This window comes from Pseudomonas sp. EA_65y_Pfl1_P113 (assembly GCF_963970525.1).
GTDB lineage: Bacteria > Pseudomonadota > Gammaproteobacteria > Pseudomonadales > Pseudomonadaceae > Aquipseudomonas > Aquipseudomonas tritici.
Window position 1 is genome coordinate 108,043 of sequence record NZ_CAXAQM010000006.1, and the last position, 16,465, is coordinate 124,507.

Annotated in this window: 16 protein-coding genes; 6 read left to right on the plus strand and 10 right to left on the minus strand. The window is 61.1% G+C overall.

The genetic code is table 11. The features are described from left to right. Positions 1-32: 32 nt before the first annotated feature. The 7 genes from AACY52_RS08200 to AACY52_RS08230 form a co-directional block, all read right to left on the minus strand. Positions 33-848, minus strand: a complete 816-nt coding sequence (locus AACY52_RS08200; protein ID WP_339427974.1) for a M90 family metallopeptidase — start codon at positions 846-848, stop codon at positions 33-35. Between the two features lie 6 nt (positions 849-854). Next, a complete protein-coding gene (locus AACY52_RS08205) occupies positions 855-1,511 on the minus strand; it encodes a DedA family protein (protein WP_339416943.1) in 657 nt (218 codons plus the stop codon). A gap of 250 nt (positions 1,512-1,761) precedes the next feature. Next, on the minus strand, positions 1,762-2,220 hold the full coding sequence (locus AACY52_RS08210) for a GNAT family N-acetyltransferase (RefSeq protein ID WP_339416942.1): 459 nt from the start codon (positions 2,218-2,220) through the stop codon (positions 1,762-1,764). A gap of 92 nt (positions 2,221-2,312) precedes the next feature. After that, complete coding sequence (gene eutC / locus AACY52_RS08215; protein ID WP_339416941.1) at positions 2,313-3,146, minus strand: ethanolamine ammonia-lyase subunit EutC; 834 nt, start codon at positions 3,144-3,146, stop codon at positions 2,313-2,315. Next, entirely contained in the window at positions 3,143-4,537 is a 1,395-nt protein-coding gene (locus tag AACY52_RS08220) for an ethanolamine ammonia-lyase subunit EutB (protein ID WP_049711356.1), read from the minus strand. The genes eutC and AACY52_RS08220 overlap by 4 nt, the downstream gene beginning before the upstream one ends. 52 nt (positions 4,538-4,589) lie before the next feature. Then, a complete protein-coding gene (gene eat / locus AACY52_RS08225; protein WP_339436981.1) occupies positions 4,590-6,023 on the minus strand; it encodes an ethanolamine permease in 1,434 nt (477 codons plus the stop codon). A gap of 156 nt (positions 6,024-6,179) precedes the next feature. Then, complete coding sequence (locus tag AACY52_RS08230) at positions 6,180-7,700, minus strand: aldehyde dehydrogenase family protein (RefSeq protein WP_339416939.1); 1,521 nt, start codon at positions 7,698-7,700, stop codon at positions 6,180-6,182. Positions 7,701-7,973: 273 nt separating this feature from the next. Here AACY52_RS08230 and AACY52_RS08235 point away from each other — a divergent pair, with 273 nt between their 5' ends. Genes AACY52_RS08235 through AACY52_RS08250 form a run of 4 tightly spaced genes read left to right on the plus strand, consistent with a single transcriptional unit; the run spans position 7,974 to position 12,191 of the window. After that, positions 7,974-9,881 (plus strand): sigma-54-dependent Fis family transcriptional regulator, encoded by a 1,908-nt coding sequence (locus AACY52_RS08235; protein ID WP_339438523.1) that lies wholly within the window; start codon positions 7,974-7,976, stop codon positions 9,879-9,881. A gap of 57 nt (positions 9,882-9,938) precedes the next feature. After that, positions 9,939-11,288, plus strand: a complete 1,350-nt coding sequence (mpl, locus tag AACY52_RS08240; protein ID WP_339416937.1) for a UDP-N-acetylmuramate:L-alanyl-gamma-D-glutamyl-meso-diaminopimelate ligase — start codon at positions 9,939-9,941, stop codon at positions 11,286-11,288. Further along, positions 11,285-11,914: a flavin prenyltransferase UbiX gene (gene ubiX, locus AACY52_RS08245; RefSeq protein WP_003219402.1), complete on the plus strand. Its 630-nt coding sequence runs from the start codon at positions 11,285-11,287 to the stop codon at positions 11,912-11,914. Before mpl ends, ubiX begins: the two co-directional genes overlap by 4 nt. Further along, on the plus strand, positions 11,907-12,191 hold the full coding sequence (locus tag AACY52_RS08250; RefSeq protein WP_065873690.1) for a YceK/YidQ family lipoprotein: 285 nt from the start codon (positions 11,907-11,909) through the stop codon (positions 12,189-12,191). Before ubiX ends, AACY52_RS08250 begins: the two co-directional genes overlap by 8 nt. Positions 12,192-12,278: 87 nt before the next feature. Here AACY52_RS08250 and AACY52_RS08255 read toward each other — a convergent pair whose 3' ends face one another. The 3 genes from AACY52_RS08255 to AACY52_RS08265 form a co-directional block, all read right to left on the minus strand. Beyond that, entirely contained in the window at positions 12,279-12,920 is a 642-nt protein-coding gene (locus tag AACY52_RS08255; RefSeq protein WP_339436978.1) for an oxidoreductase, read from the minus strand. A 29-nt stretch (positions 12,921-12,949) separates the two neighbouring features. Then, positions 12,950-14,668, minus strand: coding sequence for a C13 family peptidase (locus AACY52_RS08260; protein WP_339416933.1), 1,719 nt, complete (start codon positions 14,666-14,668; stop codon positions 12,950-12,952). Positions 14,669-14,772: 104 nt separating this feature from the next. Then, positions 14,773-15,228: a MaoC family dehydratase gene (locus tag AACY52_RS08265; RefSeq protein WP_339416931.1), complete on the minus strand. Its 456-nt coding sequence runs from the start codon at positions 15,226-15,228 to the stop codon at positions 14,773-14,775. A 159-nt stretch (positions 15,229-15,387) separates the two neighbouring features. On the opposite strand from AACY52_RS08265, the gene AACY52_RS08270 reads away from it, so the two are divergent. Both AACY52_RS08270 and AACY52_RS08275 read left to right on the plus strand, forming a co-directional pair. Next, positions 15,388-15,741, plus strand: a complete 354-nt coding sequence (locus tag AACY52_RS08270; RefSeq protein ID WP_049711365.1) for a CidA/LrgA family protein — start codon at positions 15,388-15,390, stop codon at positions 15,739-15,741. Beyond that, the gene (locus AACY52_RS08275; RefSeq protein ID WP_339416930.1) at positions 15,738-16,454 is read left to right on the plus strand and encodes an LrgB family protein; all 717 of its coding nucleotides are present in this window, start codon (positions 15,738-15,740) and stop codon (positions 16,452-16,454) included. The genes AACY52_RS08270 and AACY52_RS08275 overlap by 4 nt, the downstream gene beginning before the upstream one ends. Positions 16,455-16,465 lie beyond the last annotated feature (11 nt).

Sequence of the window (16,465 nt, forward strand, 5' to 3'; positions counted from 1 at the left end):
GACGCCGATGCCATGCACCAGACGTCGTACGGTCATTCGCCTTGTGGCTGATAACGTGGGTCGCTGGCCTGCAGTTCGGTGAGGCGGGCCAAGGGATCCTGGCGATAAAAGCGGCTGAGTTGCGCGTACACCTGTGGATAACTGTTCACCAGCAAATCCGGGGCGCTGAAAAAATATTCGCTGGTGACGGCAAAGAATTCCGCCGGGTTTTCGGCGGCGTAGGGGTCGATCTCGGTGTCGGCGTCCGGGTTGGCGTCCAGCTGGCGATTGAGGTCGTCGTAGGCGCTTTGCATCACGCTGGCCCAATCCTGCACGCGCATGTCGTGGTGCAGCGGTGGTAGGCCGTTGGCGTCGCCGTTGAGCATGTCGAGCTTGTGTGCCAGCTCGTGGATCACCAGGTTGTAGCCTTCCCAGTGGCCGCTGGCGAGTACGCCGGGCCAGGCGAGGATGATCGGGCCTTGTTGCCAGGCTTCGCCGCTGTGTTCGCCGTCCCATTCGTGTTCGATGCCGCTGCTGTCGCGATGGCGCTGGGGGCTGACGAAGTCGTCGGGGTACAGCACGATTTCGTGGAAGCCTTGGTACCAATCGAGGTCGCCGAGGTTCATCAGCGGCAGTTGCGCCTGAGCGGCGAGCAGCAGGCGTTGTTCCTGGTGCAGTTCGACGCCGGGCAGGGCGGTGAGGTGTTTTTCGACGAGGAACACCACACAGGCTTCGCGCAGCCACTGGTCCTGCTCCGCAGCGATGCCGTCGAGGAAGGTCAGGTGCTGGCGCACCCGCTGCCAGGTCTCATCGGCAATCGGGTGCCTGGCCAGCAAGCGCTGGCGACGCCAGGCGCTGAGGGACCACATCGTCGCTTACTGCGACTTGGCTTCGGAGGAGGTGCGGCCAAAACGGCTGCGCAATACACCAATGATCATCGGCACCAGCGACAGCAGGATGATAAACACCACCAGCAGCGACAGGTTTTTCTTGATGAACGGCACGTTGCCAAAGAAGTAGCCCAAGGTGACCAAGCCGCCCACCCAGAGGATGGTGCCCAGCACGCTGAAACCAAAGAACCGTGCGTAGGGCATTTTCGCGATGCCGGCGACGAACGGCGCGAAGGTGCGCAGGATTGGCAGGAAGCGCGCCAGGGTCACGGTTTTGCCGCCGTGCTTGTCATAGAAATCATGGGTTTTTTGCAGGTAATCGCGACGGAAGATTTTCGAGTTGGGGTTGTTGAACAAACGTTCGCCCACCGTTCGCCCGATGACGTAATTGGTACTGTCGCCAAGAATCGCCGCCAGCATCAACAGGCCGCCCAGCAAGACCGGGTCCATGCCACCACCAGCGGCCACGGCGCCGGCGATAAACAGCAACGAATCACCGGGCAGGAACGGCATGACCACCAGGCCGGTTTCGCAAAAAATGACCAGAAACAGAATGGCGTAGATCCACGGACCGTAATTGGTTACCAGCAGGTCGAGGTAAACATCGAGATGCAGGATAAGGTCGAGCGGGTTGAAATCCATGGATGGCACCTGTGTGAATGGCCCGGTTCTGCAGGCCTGTGCGGAAGCTCGGGTAATAAGGCTACAAATGTATGCCGCATTTCTTACAACCCTGAAAGGTGCGCATTATACGGATAGAGGGGTGAAAAGCGTGTTGGTTTTGTAGCGGGGGATGTCGTGGCACGCGGTCCGCAGATCACCACACATCCAAATGTGGGAGCGAGCAAGCCCGCTCCCACAGGGGAATTGTAGTGTTTGAAGTATTCAGGTTTCAGTCTTCACTGATCGGCAGCGTGTAGTTCTTGAATTCAGTATCCTCACGGAACCCGATCGACTCATAGGTCTTCTGAGCCACTTCATTGTCACTGCTGGTCGACACCCGCATCCGCACCGCATATGTCTCCTTGGCCATCTTCTTCGCCGTGCGCATCAGGTTATCCGCCACCAACTGGCGGCGCGCGTCTTCCGCCACGTAGATGTCATTAAGAATCCACACCCGCTTCAGCGACAGCGACGAATAGCTGGGGTACAGCTGGCAAAATCCAAGCAGCTTTTTATCGTCATCGTCCGCCAGGGCCAGGTAAATCACCGACTCCTTGCGGCGCAGGCGTTTTTCCAGAAAGGCCCGTGAGGAGTCCGGGAAGGGCAAGGCGCCATAAAACTCGCGGTATTTGACGAACAACGGGGTCAACAGGTCCAGGTGTTCCAGGGTCGCTTGAGTAATCCGCATGCCAGGCCTCAACTTCCAGATTGGGTATGACCACGCAAGCGGCCGTGACTCGATGCTGCCTAATGGCGTGAAAAAGCGCAATCGCCCATCAATCAGTCATCCGGTGAACTGAGCAGGAAATTGCCTTTCATCAGGTCCGGATCGTCGGATTCGATTGTCTGAACCTGCGCTTCGTCCTTGAGATTGACCCCCGACAACTGCCGACGACACGCCTCTCGCATCAGATACAGCAAGCGATGGGCCGCCATGCCGTAACTCAGTCCTTCCAGGCGTACGTTGGAGATGCAATTGCGATAGGCGTCAGTAAGGCCCACTTTGGGGTTGTAGGTGAAATACAGCCCCAGGCTGTCCGGCGAGCTGAGCCCTGGCCGTTCGCCAATCAGGATCACCACCATCCTGGCACCGAGCAATTGCCCGATTTCATCCGCCACCGCCACGCGGCCTTGCTCCACCAAAATGACGGGCGACAAAGACCAGCCTTCAGCGTGGGTTTGTTCCTCCATGCGTGTAAGAAACGCCAGGGTGTGTTTATGCACCGCCAGCGCCGATAAACCATCGGCTACCACCACCGCCAGGTCCACACCGCCGGGATTGGCCGAGGCATGGTCGCGCAGTGCCTGGGCCGACTCATCACTGAGGCGCCGCCCTAAATCCGGGCGTTGCAGGTAGCTGTGCCGGTCGGCAGCAGCGCTGTGCAGTAACAAACTATCGCGTCCGCGTTCTGCCAGTTGACTGCTCAGGCCCGCGTGGTCGAAGGGCAGGTGCACCGCGTCCCGCGCCTGGGCGTGAGCATATTGGAAGTCCAATTGCGCGCTGGTGGGGATGCTGGTGCCGGTTCGGCCCAGGGCAATACGCGCCGGCGTCAGGCGGCGCAGTTCCAGCCATGGGTTGTCAGGCAGGTCTAGTTGCACGGGCGGCTCCTTCATCCCAGTTGCGCCAAGGCTTGGCGAAACGCCGGTGGCAAGCTGTTGCCGAAGCGCACCTTGCCGTCGGCTTGCGTGAAGATGCCCATCTTCGCCAGCCACTGTTCAAACTCCGGCGCCGGTTTTAACCCCAGGGTCTGGCGGGCGTACAAGGCGTCGTGGAACGAGGTGGTCTGGTAGTTGAGCATGATGTCGTCGGAACCGGGGATGCCCATGATGAAGTTGATCCCGGCCACGCCCAGCAGGGTCAGCAGGGTGTCCATGTCATCCTGGTCGGCTTCGGCGTGGTTGGTGTAGCAGATATCGCAACCCATCGGCACGCCCAGCAGCTTGCCGCAGAAGTGGTCTTCCAGGCCCGCGCGAATGATTTGCTTGCCGTTGTACAGGTACTCGGGGCCGATAAAACCGACCACGGTGTTCACCAGGAACGGCTTGAAGTGCCGCGCCACTGCATAGGCGCGTGTTTCGCAGGTTTGCTGGTCGACGCCAAAGTGCGCGTTGGCCGACAAGGCACTGCCCTGGCCAGTTTCGAAATACATCAGGTTCTGGCCCAGCGTGCCGCGATTGAGGCTCAAGCCCGCGTCGTAACCTTCCTGCAGCACACTCAAGCTGATGCCGAAACTGGCGTTGGCGGCCTCTGTGCCGGCAATCGACTGAAACACCAGGTCGAGCGGCACGCCACGGTTGATCGCTTCGATGGAGGTGGTGACGTGGGTCAGCACGCAGGCCTGGGTCGGGATCTCATAGCGCTGGATAATCGCGTCGAGCATTTCCAGCATGGCGCAGATCGAGGCGATGCTGTCGGTGGCCGGGTTGATGCCGATCATGGCGTCGCCGTTGCCGTAGAGCAGGCCATCAAGGATGCTCGCCGCGATACCTGCTGGTTCGTCCGTCGGATGGTTGGGTTGCAGCCGTGTGGATAGCCGCCCGCGCAGGCCCATGGTGCCGCGAAACTGCGTGACCACGCGGATCTTCTGCGCCACCAGCACCAGGTCCTGCACGCGCATGATCTTGGACACGGCGGCCGCCATTTCCGGTGTCAGCCCTGGCGCCAATGCGCGTAGGGATTGTTCATCGGCGGCGTCGCTGAGCAGCCAGTCGCGCAGGCCGCCGACGGTCAGGTGGCTGACCGCCGTAAACGCCTGTTTATCGTGGGTGTCGATAATCAGTCGGGTGACTTCGTCGCTTTCATACGGAATCAGCACTTCTTCCAGGAAGTGTTTCAGCGGGATATTCGCCAACGCCATCTGCGCGGCCACCCGTTCGCCGTCGTTCTGTGCCGCGACGCCGGCGAGAAAGTCCCCGGAACGTGCGGGACTGGCCTTGGCCATCACGTCCTTGAGGCTGTCGAAGCGGTAGGTTTGTGCACCTACCGCGTGGGAAAAGCTTGCCATACAGTGTCTCCTTGACGACGCGGGCTGCTGCCCGCGTCGAGGTTTACGGCATTTAGTGCAAGGCGGCCTCTGCGGCCTGGATCGCCGCGAATTCCTCTTCGGGCGTGCCTGCTACCAAGTGATGCCGGCTGTAGAAAGCAAAGTAAGCAATTAATACTCCATAGATGATCGCGGCGCCAATCACCACCCGTGGATCCACCAGAAAGCCCGCCACCACGGCCACGCAGGCCAGTACCAGTGCAACGCCTGACGTGAAGATGCCACCCGGCGTGCGGTACGGACGGTCCATTTTGGGGCGACGGATGCGCAGGGTGATGTGCGCGGCCATCATCAGCACGTAGGAAATCGTCGCGCCAAACACCGCCACCAGGATGAGCAAATCCCCCTGGCCGGTCAGCGACAAGCCAAAACCGATGATGCCAGGGATCACCAGTGCCAGCACCGGCGCCTTGCTTTTGTTGGTCTGGGACAGTTTGCGTGGCAGGTAACCAGCGCGGGACAAGGCGAAGATCTGCCGCGAATAGGCATAGATGATCGAGAAAAAGCTCGCGATCAGACCGGCCAGGCCAACCAGGTTGACGAAGCTGCCCATCCACGTGGAGCCGCCGTAGGCCAAGGCCAGCGCTTCAACCAGCGGGTTGCCGGACTTGATCAGCGCGTAAGTGCCGGCGCCGCCCGGTGCGATCACCAGGATCAGCAGGGCAAAACTGGTCAGCACCACAATGGCGCCGATCAGGCCGCGCGGCAGGTCGCGTTTCGGGTTTTTGGTTTCTTCGGCGGCCAGCGGCACGCCCTCGACCGCGAGGAAAAACCAGATGGCATAGGGAATTGCCGCCCACACACCCACATAGCCGAATGGCAGGAAGGTGCTGGCGCCTTTGGCTTCGGTTACCGGGACATCCAGCAGGTTGGCGACGTTGAAGTGCGGCACCATGGCCACCAGAAATACGCCCAGGGCAATCGCGGCGACGGCAGTAATTACAAACATCAGCTTCAGGGCTTCACCGACACCAAAGATGTGGATGCCGATAAAGATGATGTAGAACGCCAGGTAAATCATCCAACCGCCGATGCCGAATAGCGACTCGCAATACGCGCCGATAAATACCGCAATGGCGGCGGGGGCGATGGCGTATTCGATCAGGATCGCGGTGCCCGTGAGGAACCCGCCCCAAGGGCCAAAGGCGCTGCGGGCAAAGCCGTAGCCACCGCCGGCGGTAGGGATCATCGAAGACAGTTCGGCCAGGGAAAAGCACATGCACAGGTACATGGTGGCCATCAGCAAGGTGGCCAGGAACATCCCGCCCCAGCCACCCTGGGCCAGGCCGAAGTTCCAGCCGGCATAGTCGCCGGAGATGACATAGGCAACGCCGAGGCCGACCAGCAGCACCCAGCCGGCGGCGCCTTTTTTAAGTTCGCGTTGTTGGAAGTAGTCGGTGCCGACTTTTTCGAAGTCGACGGAGGATCCAGTGGGTTCGCTAGGCATAAGAAGTACCTTTCGTTGTTATTGTTTTTAACCCGGCCTCTTTGTGCCGAATGAGGTAGCCGCTACTTGCGAAGTTCAAGTGTGGGCGCTGGCAAGCCAGCTCCCACACTTGATCGCATTTCAAGTTGAGAGCGGGTCGCCTGCTAGAAGGCTAAGTTAGAAGAAGCCAAGTGGATTAATGTCGTAACTCACCAGCAGGTTTTTAGTCTGCTGATAATGATCCAACATCATCTTGTGCGTCTCACGCCCCACGCCGGACTTCTTGTAACCGCCGAACGCCGCATGCGCCGGGTACAGGTGGTAGCAGTTGGTCCACACGCGGCCCGCCTTGATCGCGCGGCCCATGCGGTAGGCGCGGTTGATGTCGCGGGTCCACACGCCGGCACCCAGGCCGAACTCGGTGTCGTTGGCAATCGCCAGGGCTTCGGCTTCGTCCTTGAAGGTGGTGATGCTCACCACCGGCCCGAAGATTTCTTCCTGGAACACACGCATTTCGTTGGTGCCCTTGAGCAGGGTCGGCTGGATGTAATAACCGCCAGCCATATCACCTTCGAGCTTCTCGACTTTGCCGCCCGTCAGCAGTTGCGCGCCTTCGCCCTTGGCGATTTCCAGGTAGGACAGGATCTTGTCGAACTGCTGCTCGGACGCCTGGGCGCCGACCATGGTGTCAGTGTCGAGCGGGTCGCCGCGTTTGATCTGCTCGACTTTCTTCATGACCACTTTCATGAAGTCGTCGTAGATCGACTCTTCCACCAGCGCGCGGGATGGGCAGGTGCACACTTCGCCCTGGTTGAAGAACGCCAGCACCAGGCCTTCAGCGGCCTTTTCAATAAAGGAAGGCTCGGCTTTCATGATGTCGGCAAAGAAGATGTTCGGCGACTTGCCGCCCAGCTCAACAGTCGACGGAATGATGTTCTCCGCAGCGCATTTCATGATGTGGGAGCCCACAGGCGTAGAGCCAGTGAAGGCAATCTTGGCAATGCGTTTGCTGGTGGCCAGGGCTTCACCGGCTTCTTTACCGAAACCGTGCACCACGTTCAGCACGCCCGGTGGCAGCAGGTCGCCGATCAATTCCATCAGCACGCTGATGCCCAGCGGGGTTTGCTCGGCAGGCTTGAGCACCACGCAGTTGCCGGCGGCCAGGGCCGGGGCGAGTTTCCACGCGGCCATCAGCAGCGGGAAGTTCCACGGGATGATCTGGCCGACCACGCCCAGCGGCTCATGGAAGTGGTAGGACGCCGTGTGTTCGTTGATCTCGGCGCTGGAGCCTTCCTGGGCGCGGATGCAGCCGGCGAAGTAACGGAAGTGGTCGGCGGCCAGCGGGATGTCGGCGTTCAGGGTTTCACGCACGGCCTTGCCGTTGTCCCAGGTTTCGGTGATGGCCAGCAGTTCGAGGTTCTGTTCGATGCGGTCGGCGATTTTCAGCAGGACCAGCGAGCGGTCTTGGGCCGAGGTCTTGCCCCAGGCGTCGGCGGCAGCGTGGGCGGCGTCCAGTGCTTTATCGATGTCTTTGGCAGTGGAGCGGGGGAATTCGGCGATAGGCTTGCCGTTGACCGGCGAGATGTTGGTGAAATAGTTGCCGTCGACCGGCGCAACAAATTCGCCACCGATGTAGTTGCCGTACTTGGCCTTGAATGAAACGACGGCGCCTTCAGTACCGGGGTGTGCATAACGCATGGTGGGTATCTCCTGGCTTTTATGTTTATTCGGAGTGCAGCGCAGCAAGCGCGTAATAAAGCGTAGAGCAAAGGTTGGGCCACCGCTTTGTACGCCAGGTAAATCAAGGGGTTGTGCATTATTGCAAGGCGTTGCTGTGGCAGGGCTGATACAGGTCATGTGACAGTTTGTGCCACAAGCGGTACAGCCTGTGACCGGTGGGTCGACCCGGGATTGCAATGCCTGGATGGCTGGGGGATGCTGGGCGTTCTCACGCAGGGAGAATAATAAGAAATGCAAAACGATCAATTCAGTCGCCATGCCCAACAGGTTCTGACCGTGGCGCATGGCCGCGACCCGTCCAGCGATCCTTCCATCGCTCGCTCCTGGCTGCGTTGCCTGGAGGACTACCACCTTGACCCTGCGCAAACCATTGCACCCACTGTGCTTGAACATGGTCGCTTGCTGGAAAGCCGCGAGCGCCTGCAGCAGGTGCTGCACATCGCCGGCAGCGAGATGAACAGCCTGCATCAGCAACTCTCCGGTGCCGGGCATGCGGTGTTATTGACTGACGCGCGCGGGGTGATCCTCAACTGCGTCACTGCGCCGTCCGAGCGCAAGATCTTCGAGCGCGCCGGGCTCTGGCTGGGCGCTGATTGGAGCGAAGCCTGCGAAGGCACCAACGGCATCGGCACCTGCCTGGTTGAGCGCCAGTCCCTGACCATTCATCGCGATGAGCATTTTCGTGGCCGTCACACGGGCCTGACCTGTTCGGCGAGCCCGGTGTTCGACCCCCACGGCGACCTGCTGGCCGTGCTGGATGTGTCGTCGGCGCGGGAAGCAGTGTCGCGCCAGAGCCAGTTCCACACCATGGCACTGGTGAACCTGTCGGCGAAGATGATCGAGAGTTGCTACTTCCTGCGTCACTTTGAACACCACTGGCTGCTGCGCTTCCACTTGCAGGCGGAGTCGGTAGGGTTGTTCAGCGAAGGCCTGCTGGCGTTCGATGGCGAGGGGCGGATTTGTGCGGTCAACCAGAGTGCACTGAACCTGTTGGGGCAACTGCGTGGCCATTTGCTTGGGCAGCCGGTGGAGGCGTTTTTCGAGTGCTCCCTGGATCAGTTGCTCGGTCGCGCCAGCGCGAATGCCACCGCCAGTTGGCCGTTGCGTACCCGTGATGGTCGGCATTTGTTCGCGGCGTTGCGTGGCCAGACGCGCAGCGCGCCGGCGCCCGTTGCCAAACCTGGTGTGGTGGCGCGGCCGCACCTGCCCGGTATCTGCCTGGGCGACCCGGCGCTGCAACTGGGTTTCAGCAAGGCGCTGCGTGTGTTCGAGCGCGATGTGCCGTTACTGATCAATGGCGAAACCGGCTCCGGCAAAGAGGCCTTCGCCAAGGCTGTGCACCTGGCCAGCCAGCGTGCCGACAAGGCGTTTGTTGCGCTCAACTGCGCGGCGATTCCGGAGAGCCTGATTGAAAGCGAGCTGTTCGGCTATCGCGGCGGCAGCTTTACCGGCGCGCGCAAAGAGGGCATGCAAGGCAAGCTGCAGCAAGCCGACGGCGGCACGTTGTTCCTGGATGAAATCGGCGATATGCCTCTGGCGCTGCAAACCCGTCTATTAAGGGTGCTGGAGGATCGGCTGGTGGTGCCGCTCGGCGGTGAGCCCCAGGCGGTGAACGTCAGAATTATCAGCGCAACCCACCGCAATCTTCTGGAACGTGTGCAGGAAGGCAGTTTTCGCGAGGACTTGTACTACCGGCTCAATGGCCTGGAAGTTGGGTTGCCGCCTTTGCGCGAGCGCAGTGACAAATCCCAGTTGCTCGAATTTCTGCTGGCACAGGAAGCCAACGGTGAGGCCGTATCGCTCGACCCGGCGGCGCGTGGGGCGCTGTTGGCTTTCGCCTGGCCGGGAAACGTGCGCCAACTGCGCACGGTATTGCGCACGCTGGTGGCGTTGTGCGACGAGGGGCGTGTTGGCCTTGACGATTTGCCCGCGCAGATTCGCCAGGCCCGTCCCGTGGCAGCCGCGCAGGCCAAGCTTGTGGAATCGCCACTGGAAGACGCCGAACGCCTCGCACTGCTCACGGCGTTGCAGCAACAGCGCTGGCACATGACGCACACGGCAGAGCAGTTGGGCGTGAGCCGCAACACGCTGTATAGAAAGCTGCGCCGGCACGGCATCGCGCGTCACACCCTCAGCTAAAAGGTGCGATTTTCGCCCCTCTGCGCTAACCTGCCTCGATGTTTTACGAGGTCGACTATGCACATTCATATTCTCGGTATTTGCGGCACGTTCATGGGCTCGATGGCAGTACTGGCCAAAGAGCTGGGCCATCACGTGACAGGCTCCGATGCCAACGTTTACCCACCCATGAGCACGCAACTCGAGGCCCAGGGCATCGAGCTGACTCAAGGCTACGACCCGTCGCAATTCGACACGGTCCCGGACCTGGTGGTGATCGGCAACGCGATGTCCCGTGGCAACCCGGCGGTCGAATACGTACTCAATAAAGGTTTGCCCTATGTGTCTGGTCCGCAATGGCTGGCGGACCATGTGCTGCAAGGCCGTTGGGTGCTCGCGGTTGCCGGCACCCACGGCAAAACCACCACCAGCAGCATGCTGGCCTGGGTGCTGGAGCATGCGGGCATGAGCCCGGGGTTCCTGATCGGCGGCGTGCCGCAGAACTTCTCGGTGTCGGCGCGCCTGGGCGATACGCCGTTCTTCGTGATCGAGGCCGATGAATACGACAGTGCGTTCTTCGACAAACGCTCCAAGTTCGTTCACTACCGCCCGCGCACGGCGATCCTGAATAACCTGGAGTTCGATCACGCTGACATCTTTCCTGATCTGCCGGCCATCGAGCGTCAGTTCCACCATTTGGTGCGCACCATTGCGAGCGAAGGCCTAGTGATCCACCCAACCACCGAGCCGGCGCTGCAGCGTGTGATCGAGATGGGCTGCTGGACCCCGGTGCAAACCACCGGCGCGGGCGGGCAGTGGCAGGTCAAGCTGCTCAGCGAAGACGGTTCCCGATTTGAAGTGCTGTTCGAAGGCAAACCCCAGGGCATTGTCGATTGGGACATGACCGGCCAGCACAACGTCGCCAACGCCTTGGTTACCCTCGCTGCCGCGCGGCATGTGGGCGTGGTGCCTTCCATGGGCATTGCCGCGTTGAGTGCTTTCAAAAGCGTGAAGCGCCGTATGGAAAAAGTCGCCGACGTGAATGGGATTACCATCTACGACGACTTTGCCCACCACCCAACGGCCATTGCTACTACCTTGGACGGCCTGCGCAAGCGTGTCGGTGATGCGCCGATCATTGCGATTATCGAGCCGCGTTCCAACTCCATGAAGCTTGGCGCACACCGCGATGGCCTGCCGGAAAGCGTCAACGACGCCGACGAGGCCGTCTGGTACGCGCCGGCCAACCTTGGCTGGGACCTGCCGGCGATTGCCGCGCTGTGCACGGTGCCCTCAACCGTGTGTGACTCCATCGAAGGCATCATTGAGCACGTCAAGCAACAGGCCAAACCGGGCACGCATGTGGTGGTCATGAGCAACGGCGGCTTCGGTGGCCTGCACGGCAAGCTGGCCGAGGCGCTGAAATGAGCGGCCCAGAGCGCGTCACCCTGGCGATGACCGGTGCGTCCGGCGCGCCCTATGGTTTGCGCCTGCTGGACTGCCTGGTGCGCGAAGACCGTGAGGTGCACTTCCTGATCTCCAAGGCCGCGCAGTTGGTGCTGGCCACCGAGACCGATGTGGCGCTGCCGCCCAAGGTGCAGATGATGCAGGCCTTCCTCACTGAGTACACCGGTGCGGCGGCGGGGCAGATCAAGGTTTACGGTAAAGAGGACTGGATGTCGCCCGTGGCCTCCGGCTCCGGCGCGCCGGCGGCCATGGTGGTGGTGCCGTGTTCCACGGGCACCCTGTCGGCAATCGCCACGGGTGCCTGCAACAACTTGATCGAACGCGCAGCAGACGTGACGTTGAAGGAGCGCCGGCAGTTGATCCTGGTGCCCCGTGAAGCGCCGTATTCGAGCATTCACCTGGAGCACATGCTCAAGTTGTCGAACATGGGCGTGACGATTTTGCCGGCCTCGCCCGGTTTTTATCACCAGCCGCAGACCATCGATGACTTGGTGGATTTTGTGGTGGCGCGGATTCTCAACCTGCTGAATATCCCTCAGGACATGCTGCCGCGTTGGGGCGAGCATCATTTGAGCAGTGATGAATAAGGCGCTGCTGATCGTACTGGCGTTGCATCTGACGGGCTGCGCCACTGCGCGCACGCTGGATGCGGCAAAGCCAGGCGCGCCGGTGGTGTATGCCGGTACGCGCCTGGATCTGTATGCGATGAATGGGGGGTGTTGCGCCAAGGATAGGTTTGGTGCCGAGGCGCCGAGCTATCCCGGTGTGGATCTTCCGGCGAGTGCGTTGCTCGATACGCTGTTGTTGCCGCTGTCGGTGTTGACGGTACTTGGGGTTGGCTTCAACGCTACCGGTGGCCTCTAACCCTATCTGGAAGGCAGCACAAAACCAACGTGGGAGCGTCGAACCGCCGCTCCCACATTTGAATCTCTGCCAGATAATTAAATCGGTTTACTTGCCCAGCTTGCGCAACTCATCCGACTCCACCACCCGCACCCCATCCTGCTCTTCCAGGGCCAGGCGCCACATGGCGCGGGCCAGTTCGCACACTTCAATGCCGCGGTATTTCCCAGGAATCAATCGCGACAACGGCCCTGCCAACTGTTCGGCCAAGCGCGGCTCCAGCCTTTCCCCGAGTAACAGCGACGGTCGCACGATGGTCAGTTGTGGCCAATCCTGAGCCTTCAACGCTTCCTCCATTTCGCCTTTGACGCGGTTGTAGAAGATCGAGGACTTCGGGTCGGCGCCAATCGCGCTGACCACGATCAGGTGTCGCGCGCCCAGTTCCCGCGCACGTTTGGCGAAAGCCACCACCATGTCCAGGTCGACCGCGCGGAAGGCGTCTTCGGAGCCCGCCTGTTTGATGGTCGTGCCCAGGCAGCAAAAGGCGATATCCACCTGGCCGCTCAGTTTCGGCAGGAGCACCGCCGGGTCGCCCACCGGGTTTTCCAGGTGCGGGTGTTCGGCCAGTGGCTTGCGGCTGGGCGCCAGCACGCGGGTCACGGTGGGTTCGTTGAGCAGGCGGTCGAGCAGGTGTTCGCCGGCGAGGCCGGAGGCGCCAGCGAGCAAGATATGCTGCGGAGTCAGGTACATGGTGTTTCCCCCTCGTTACACGTTACAGCTTAGTTGCCTTTGGCTTCCTTGCTATTCATTGAGACGCTTTCGAGCGCCTTTCGTGCCTGCTGTTTGCGTAATAAGTGCCAATGGGCGATGACGCCCTTGGGGGCCCATATCTGCGGTTCGGAGGCTTCGAAGCTGTCCGCCTGCTCGCGCTCGGCCACATGCAGTTGCGCCAGCTTGAAGGCTTGCTGCAGGTCGTCGGTCTGGTTGAAGGCTTGGGCGAAGAGGGCGTCGCCGAAGTAGGTGAAGTCGGCTTCCTCGGAACAACCGAAGGACACACGGTCGGCCCGCGAGGCGGTCATGATCAGCGTGCGCTCATCTTTCAGTGCCGGGATGAAGCCGCCGGAATAGCAGGCGGAAATCACCACGATCTTGTCGCGGTTCTTCAACGGCGCCATCACGGCGGCCAGCTCATCGGCAGGCAGGTCCGCCAGTTCCATGCGCGGTTGGTCCAGCACCAGTTCGTGTTCGTGGGTGCCGTGGCTGGTCATGTAAATAAACACCAAGTCTTCCGGGCCGGTGCGTTCGGCCAGGGTTTGCACGGCGCGACGCAGGCTTTCGCGGGTGGCCAGGGGGCGGTCGGCGATGTGGTCGCGGTGATTGACCAGGCGAATCTGCCCGCGCGCGCCGAAACGCGTTGCGAGCAGGTTGCTGACGTAATCGGCCTCGCGCAGGAACACGCTCTGTTTGCCGTCACCGGCCACGGCGAGGGTGTACAGCTCCACGGCGGGGGTGGAGGCGGGCACTTCGGCGAGGGCGGTATCCAGCAGGCGGCCCTGGGCCAGCACGCCGATTTCCAGTGGGTCGGGCAATAATTTGCCGTCGGCATCACGCACACGCAGGCCATTGACCCACGTGCCGGCCTGTACGGTGCCATCGGTGAGGACGAGGGTGCCTTTGCCTTGGTAGCTGTCGCTGTCGAAGCCGCCGATATAGAAGCTGCCGTCGGTGAGGTTCAGGCGGCCTTCACCGGTAAAGCGCCAATCGCTGAACTGACCCACGTAGTGGCTACCATCGACGCCAATCAACTCGCCTTTGCCGCTGAGCGCGCCTTCCTTGAACTGGCCGATCCACACGTCGCCGTCGGCGTTCTCATAGCGGCCTTTGCCGTTGAGCTGGTTCTGTTTGAACTGGCCGACATAGATGTCGCCGTCGGCGCTGTTGAACGTGCCGTTGTCTTCCAGTTGGCCATCGACGAAATGGCCGCTGAACTGGTTGCCACTGTCATCGTTGCGCTGGCCTTCGCCATTCGGCTTGCCGTGGGCGAACTGGCCCTGGTACTGGCTGCCGTCGGCCAGTTCCAGGCGGCCGAGGCCGGAATACTGGTCGTTCTTGAATTCACCGCGATAGGTCATCTGCCCCTCTTTGAGGGTGCCTTCGCCGTTGCGTCGCCCGTTCTTGAAACCGCCCACATAGTGACTGCCCGCCGTGGTCAGGCTGCCCTGGCCGTCGAACAGGCCCTGTTTGAACTGACCTTTATAGACTTCGCCATTGCTGCCATGCCATTCGCCCTGGCCGTGCCATTGACCTTTGTCGAACTGGCCGGCGTACCAGCTGCCATTGGGGTAGTCCACACGGCCCTGGCCTTGCAGCAAGCCATTGACCACATCGCCCCGGTAACGGCCGCCGTCGGGCAGGCGCGCATCGGGCGGCAACAGCGATTCGCCGTCTCCGCAAGCGGTGAGCAACAGGGCAAGGGCAAGGGGAGCGAGTGGGCGCATAGCGGGATCCGGGTAATTGAGCGCCGAGTATGCCGCAGCCGCGAGTTTCATACATAAATTTACATACACAGTGGTGAGGTTTTACCCCTCACCACAGGCAAGGCTTACACGAAGCAGAGTGACAGCGACTCGGCAATGTAGGCGGGTTTTTCCTGGCCTTCGATTTCCAGGGTGGCGGTGGCCTTGAACAGCCATTGACCAGGCTTTTTCTCGGTGACGTCGGTCAGGGTCACGTTCAGCCGCACCTTGGAATCAACCTTTACCGGCTGGATAAAGCGCACGCTGTCCAGGCCATAGTTGACGGCCATCTTCAGGCCTTCAGGCATGATCAGGATGTCTTCCATCAGCTTGGGCATCAGCGACAACGACAGGAAGCCGTGGGCGATGGTGCTGCCGAACGGTGTTTGCGCGGCCTTGACCGGGTCGACGTGGATGAACTGATGATCGCCTGTGGCCTCTGCGAACAGGTTGATGCGCGCCTGGTCGATGGTGAGCCATTCGGAACGTCCCAGTTCCTTGCCGACATAATCGTTGAGCTGCGCTACGGGTATATAAGGCATTGCGTCTCTCCTTGGTTCATCGGTTTTTATCAGTGGGCGAACTTCAATGTAGATCATCATGGGCAACAGGTCGGGTCAACCCACCATGCTTTTGGCGAATGCCTGAGCATACGGCGGGCATGCTTATAATGCCGACACGTTTTGAGGGGGAGAAAACGGATGCTGTTACGCGGTCTGACATGGCTGGTGCTGTTTCAATTGATCGGCACGGCACTCAATCATTTGCTGCTGCCGGTGCTGCCGGGGCCGATCATCGGCCTGTTGCTGATGCTGGGTTACCTGGTGTGGCGCGGCGAAGTCGGCGAGCCCCTGAGCCTGGCGGCCAGCAGCCTGTTGCGTTACCTGCCGTTACTGTTGGTGCCGCCGGCGGTGGGGGTAATGGTGTACGCCAAGGACATTGCCGCTGATTTCTGGGCGATTGTCGGCGCGCTGGTGCTGTCGCTGGTGATCGCCATGGCGTTTGTCGGTGTGCTGATGCAACACATGGTCAAGCGCAAGGAGAAGGATCAATGACCTTCGACTGGCAGGGCGCGTGGACGGCGGTGATTCATCACCCTTTGTTCGGCATTGGTATCACCCTCGGTGCCTATCAACTGGTGTTGGCAGGGTTCGAGAAGACCCGTTGGGTGTTCCTGCAACCGGTGCTGGTCTCCATGCTGTTGGTGATCGGCGTGTTGCTCTCCTGTGGCCTGAGCTACGCCGAATACCGCAAGAGCACCGAGATCATGGGCATCCTGCTCGGCCCGGCGACGGTGGCGCTGGCCGTGCCGCTGTATTTGAACCTGCGACGGATTCGCCAATTGTTCTGGCCGATTTTTACTACGCTGGTGGTAGGCGGGGTGTTGGCCACCGGCCTGTGTGTGCTACTGGGCTGGTGGTTTGGCGCCGAGCACATGATGTTGATGACCATGGCGCCCAAGTCGGTGACCTCGCCGATTGCCATGCTGGTGGCCGAGCAGATCGGCGGCGTGGCAGCGTTGGCGGCGGTGTTTGTGCTGATCACCGGGGTGGTGGGGGCGATGGTCGGCCCGTCACTGCTTTCACGCTTGGGCGTGTACAGCCCCGAAGCGCGAGGCATGGCCCTGGGCATGACCGCCCACGCTGTCGGCACCTCGGTGGCCCTGCAGGAAAGCGAAGAGTGCGGCGCCTTTGCGGCGCTGGCCATGAGTCTGATGGGCGTAGCTACGGCGGTGCTGCTGCCGCTGGCTGTGTCGGTGATCGTTTAAATCGGGGTTAA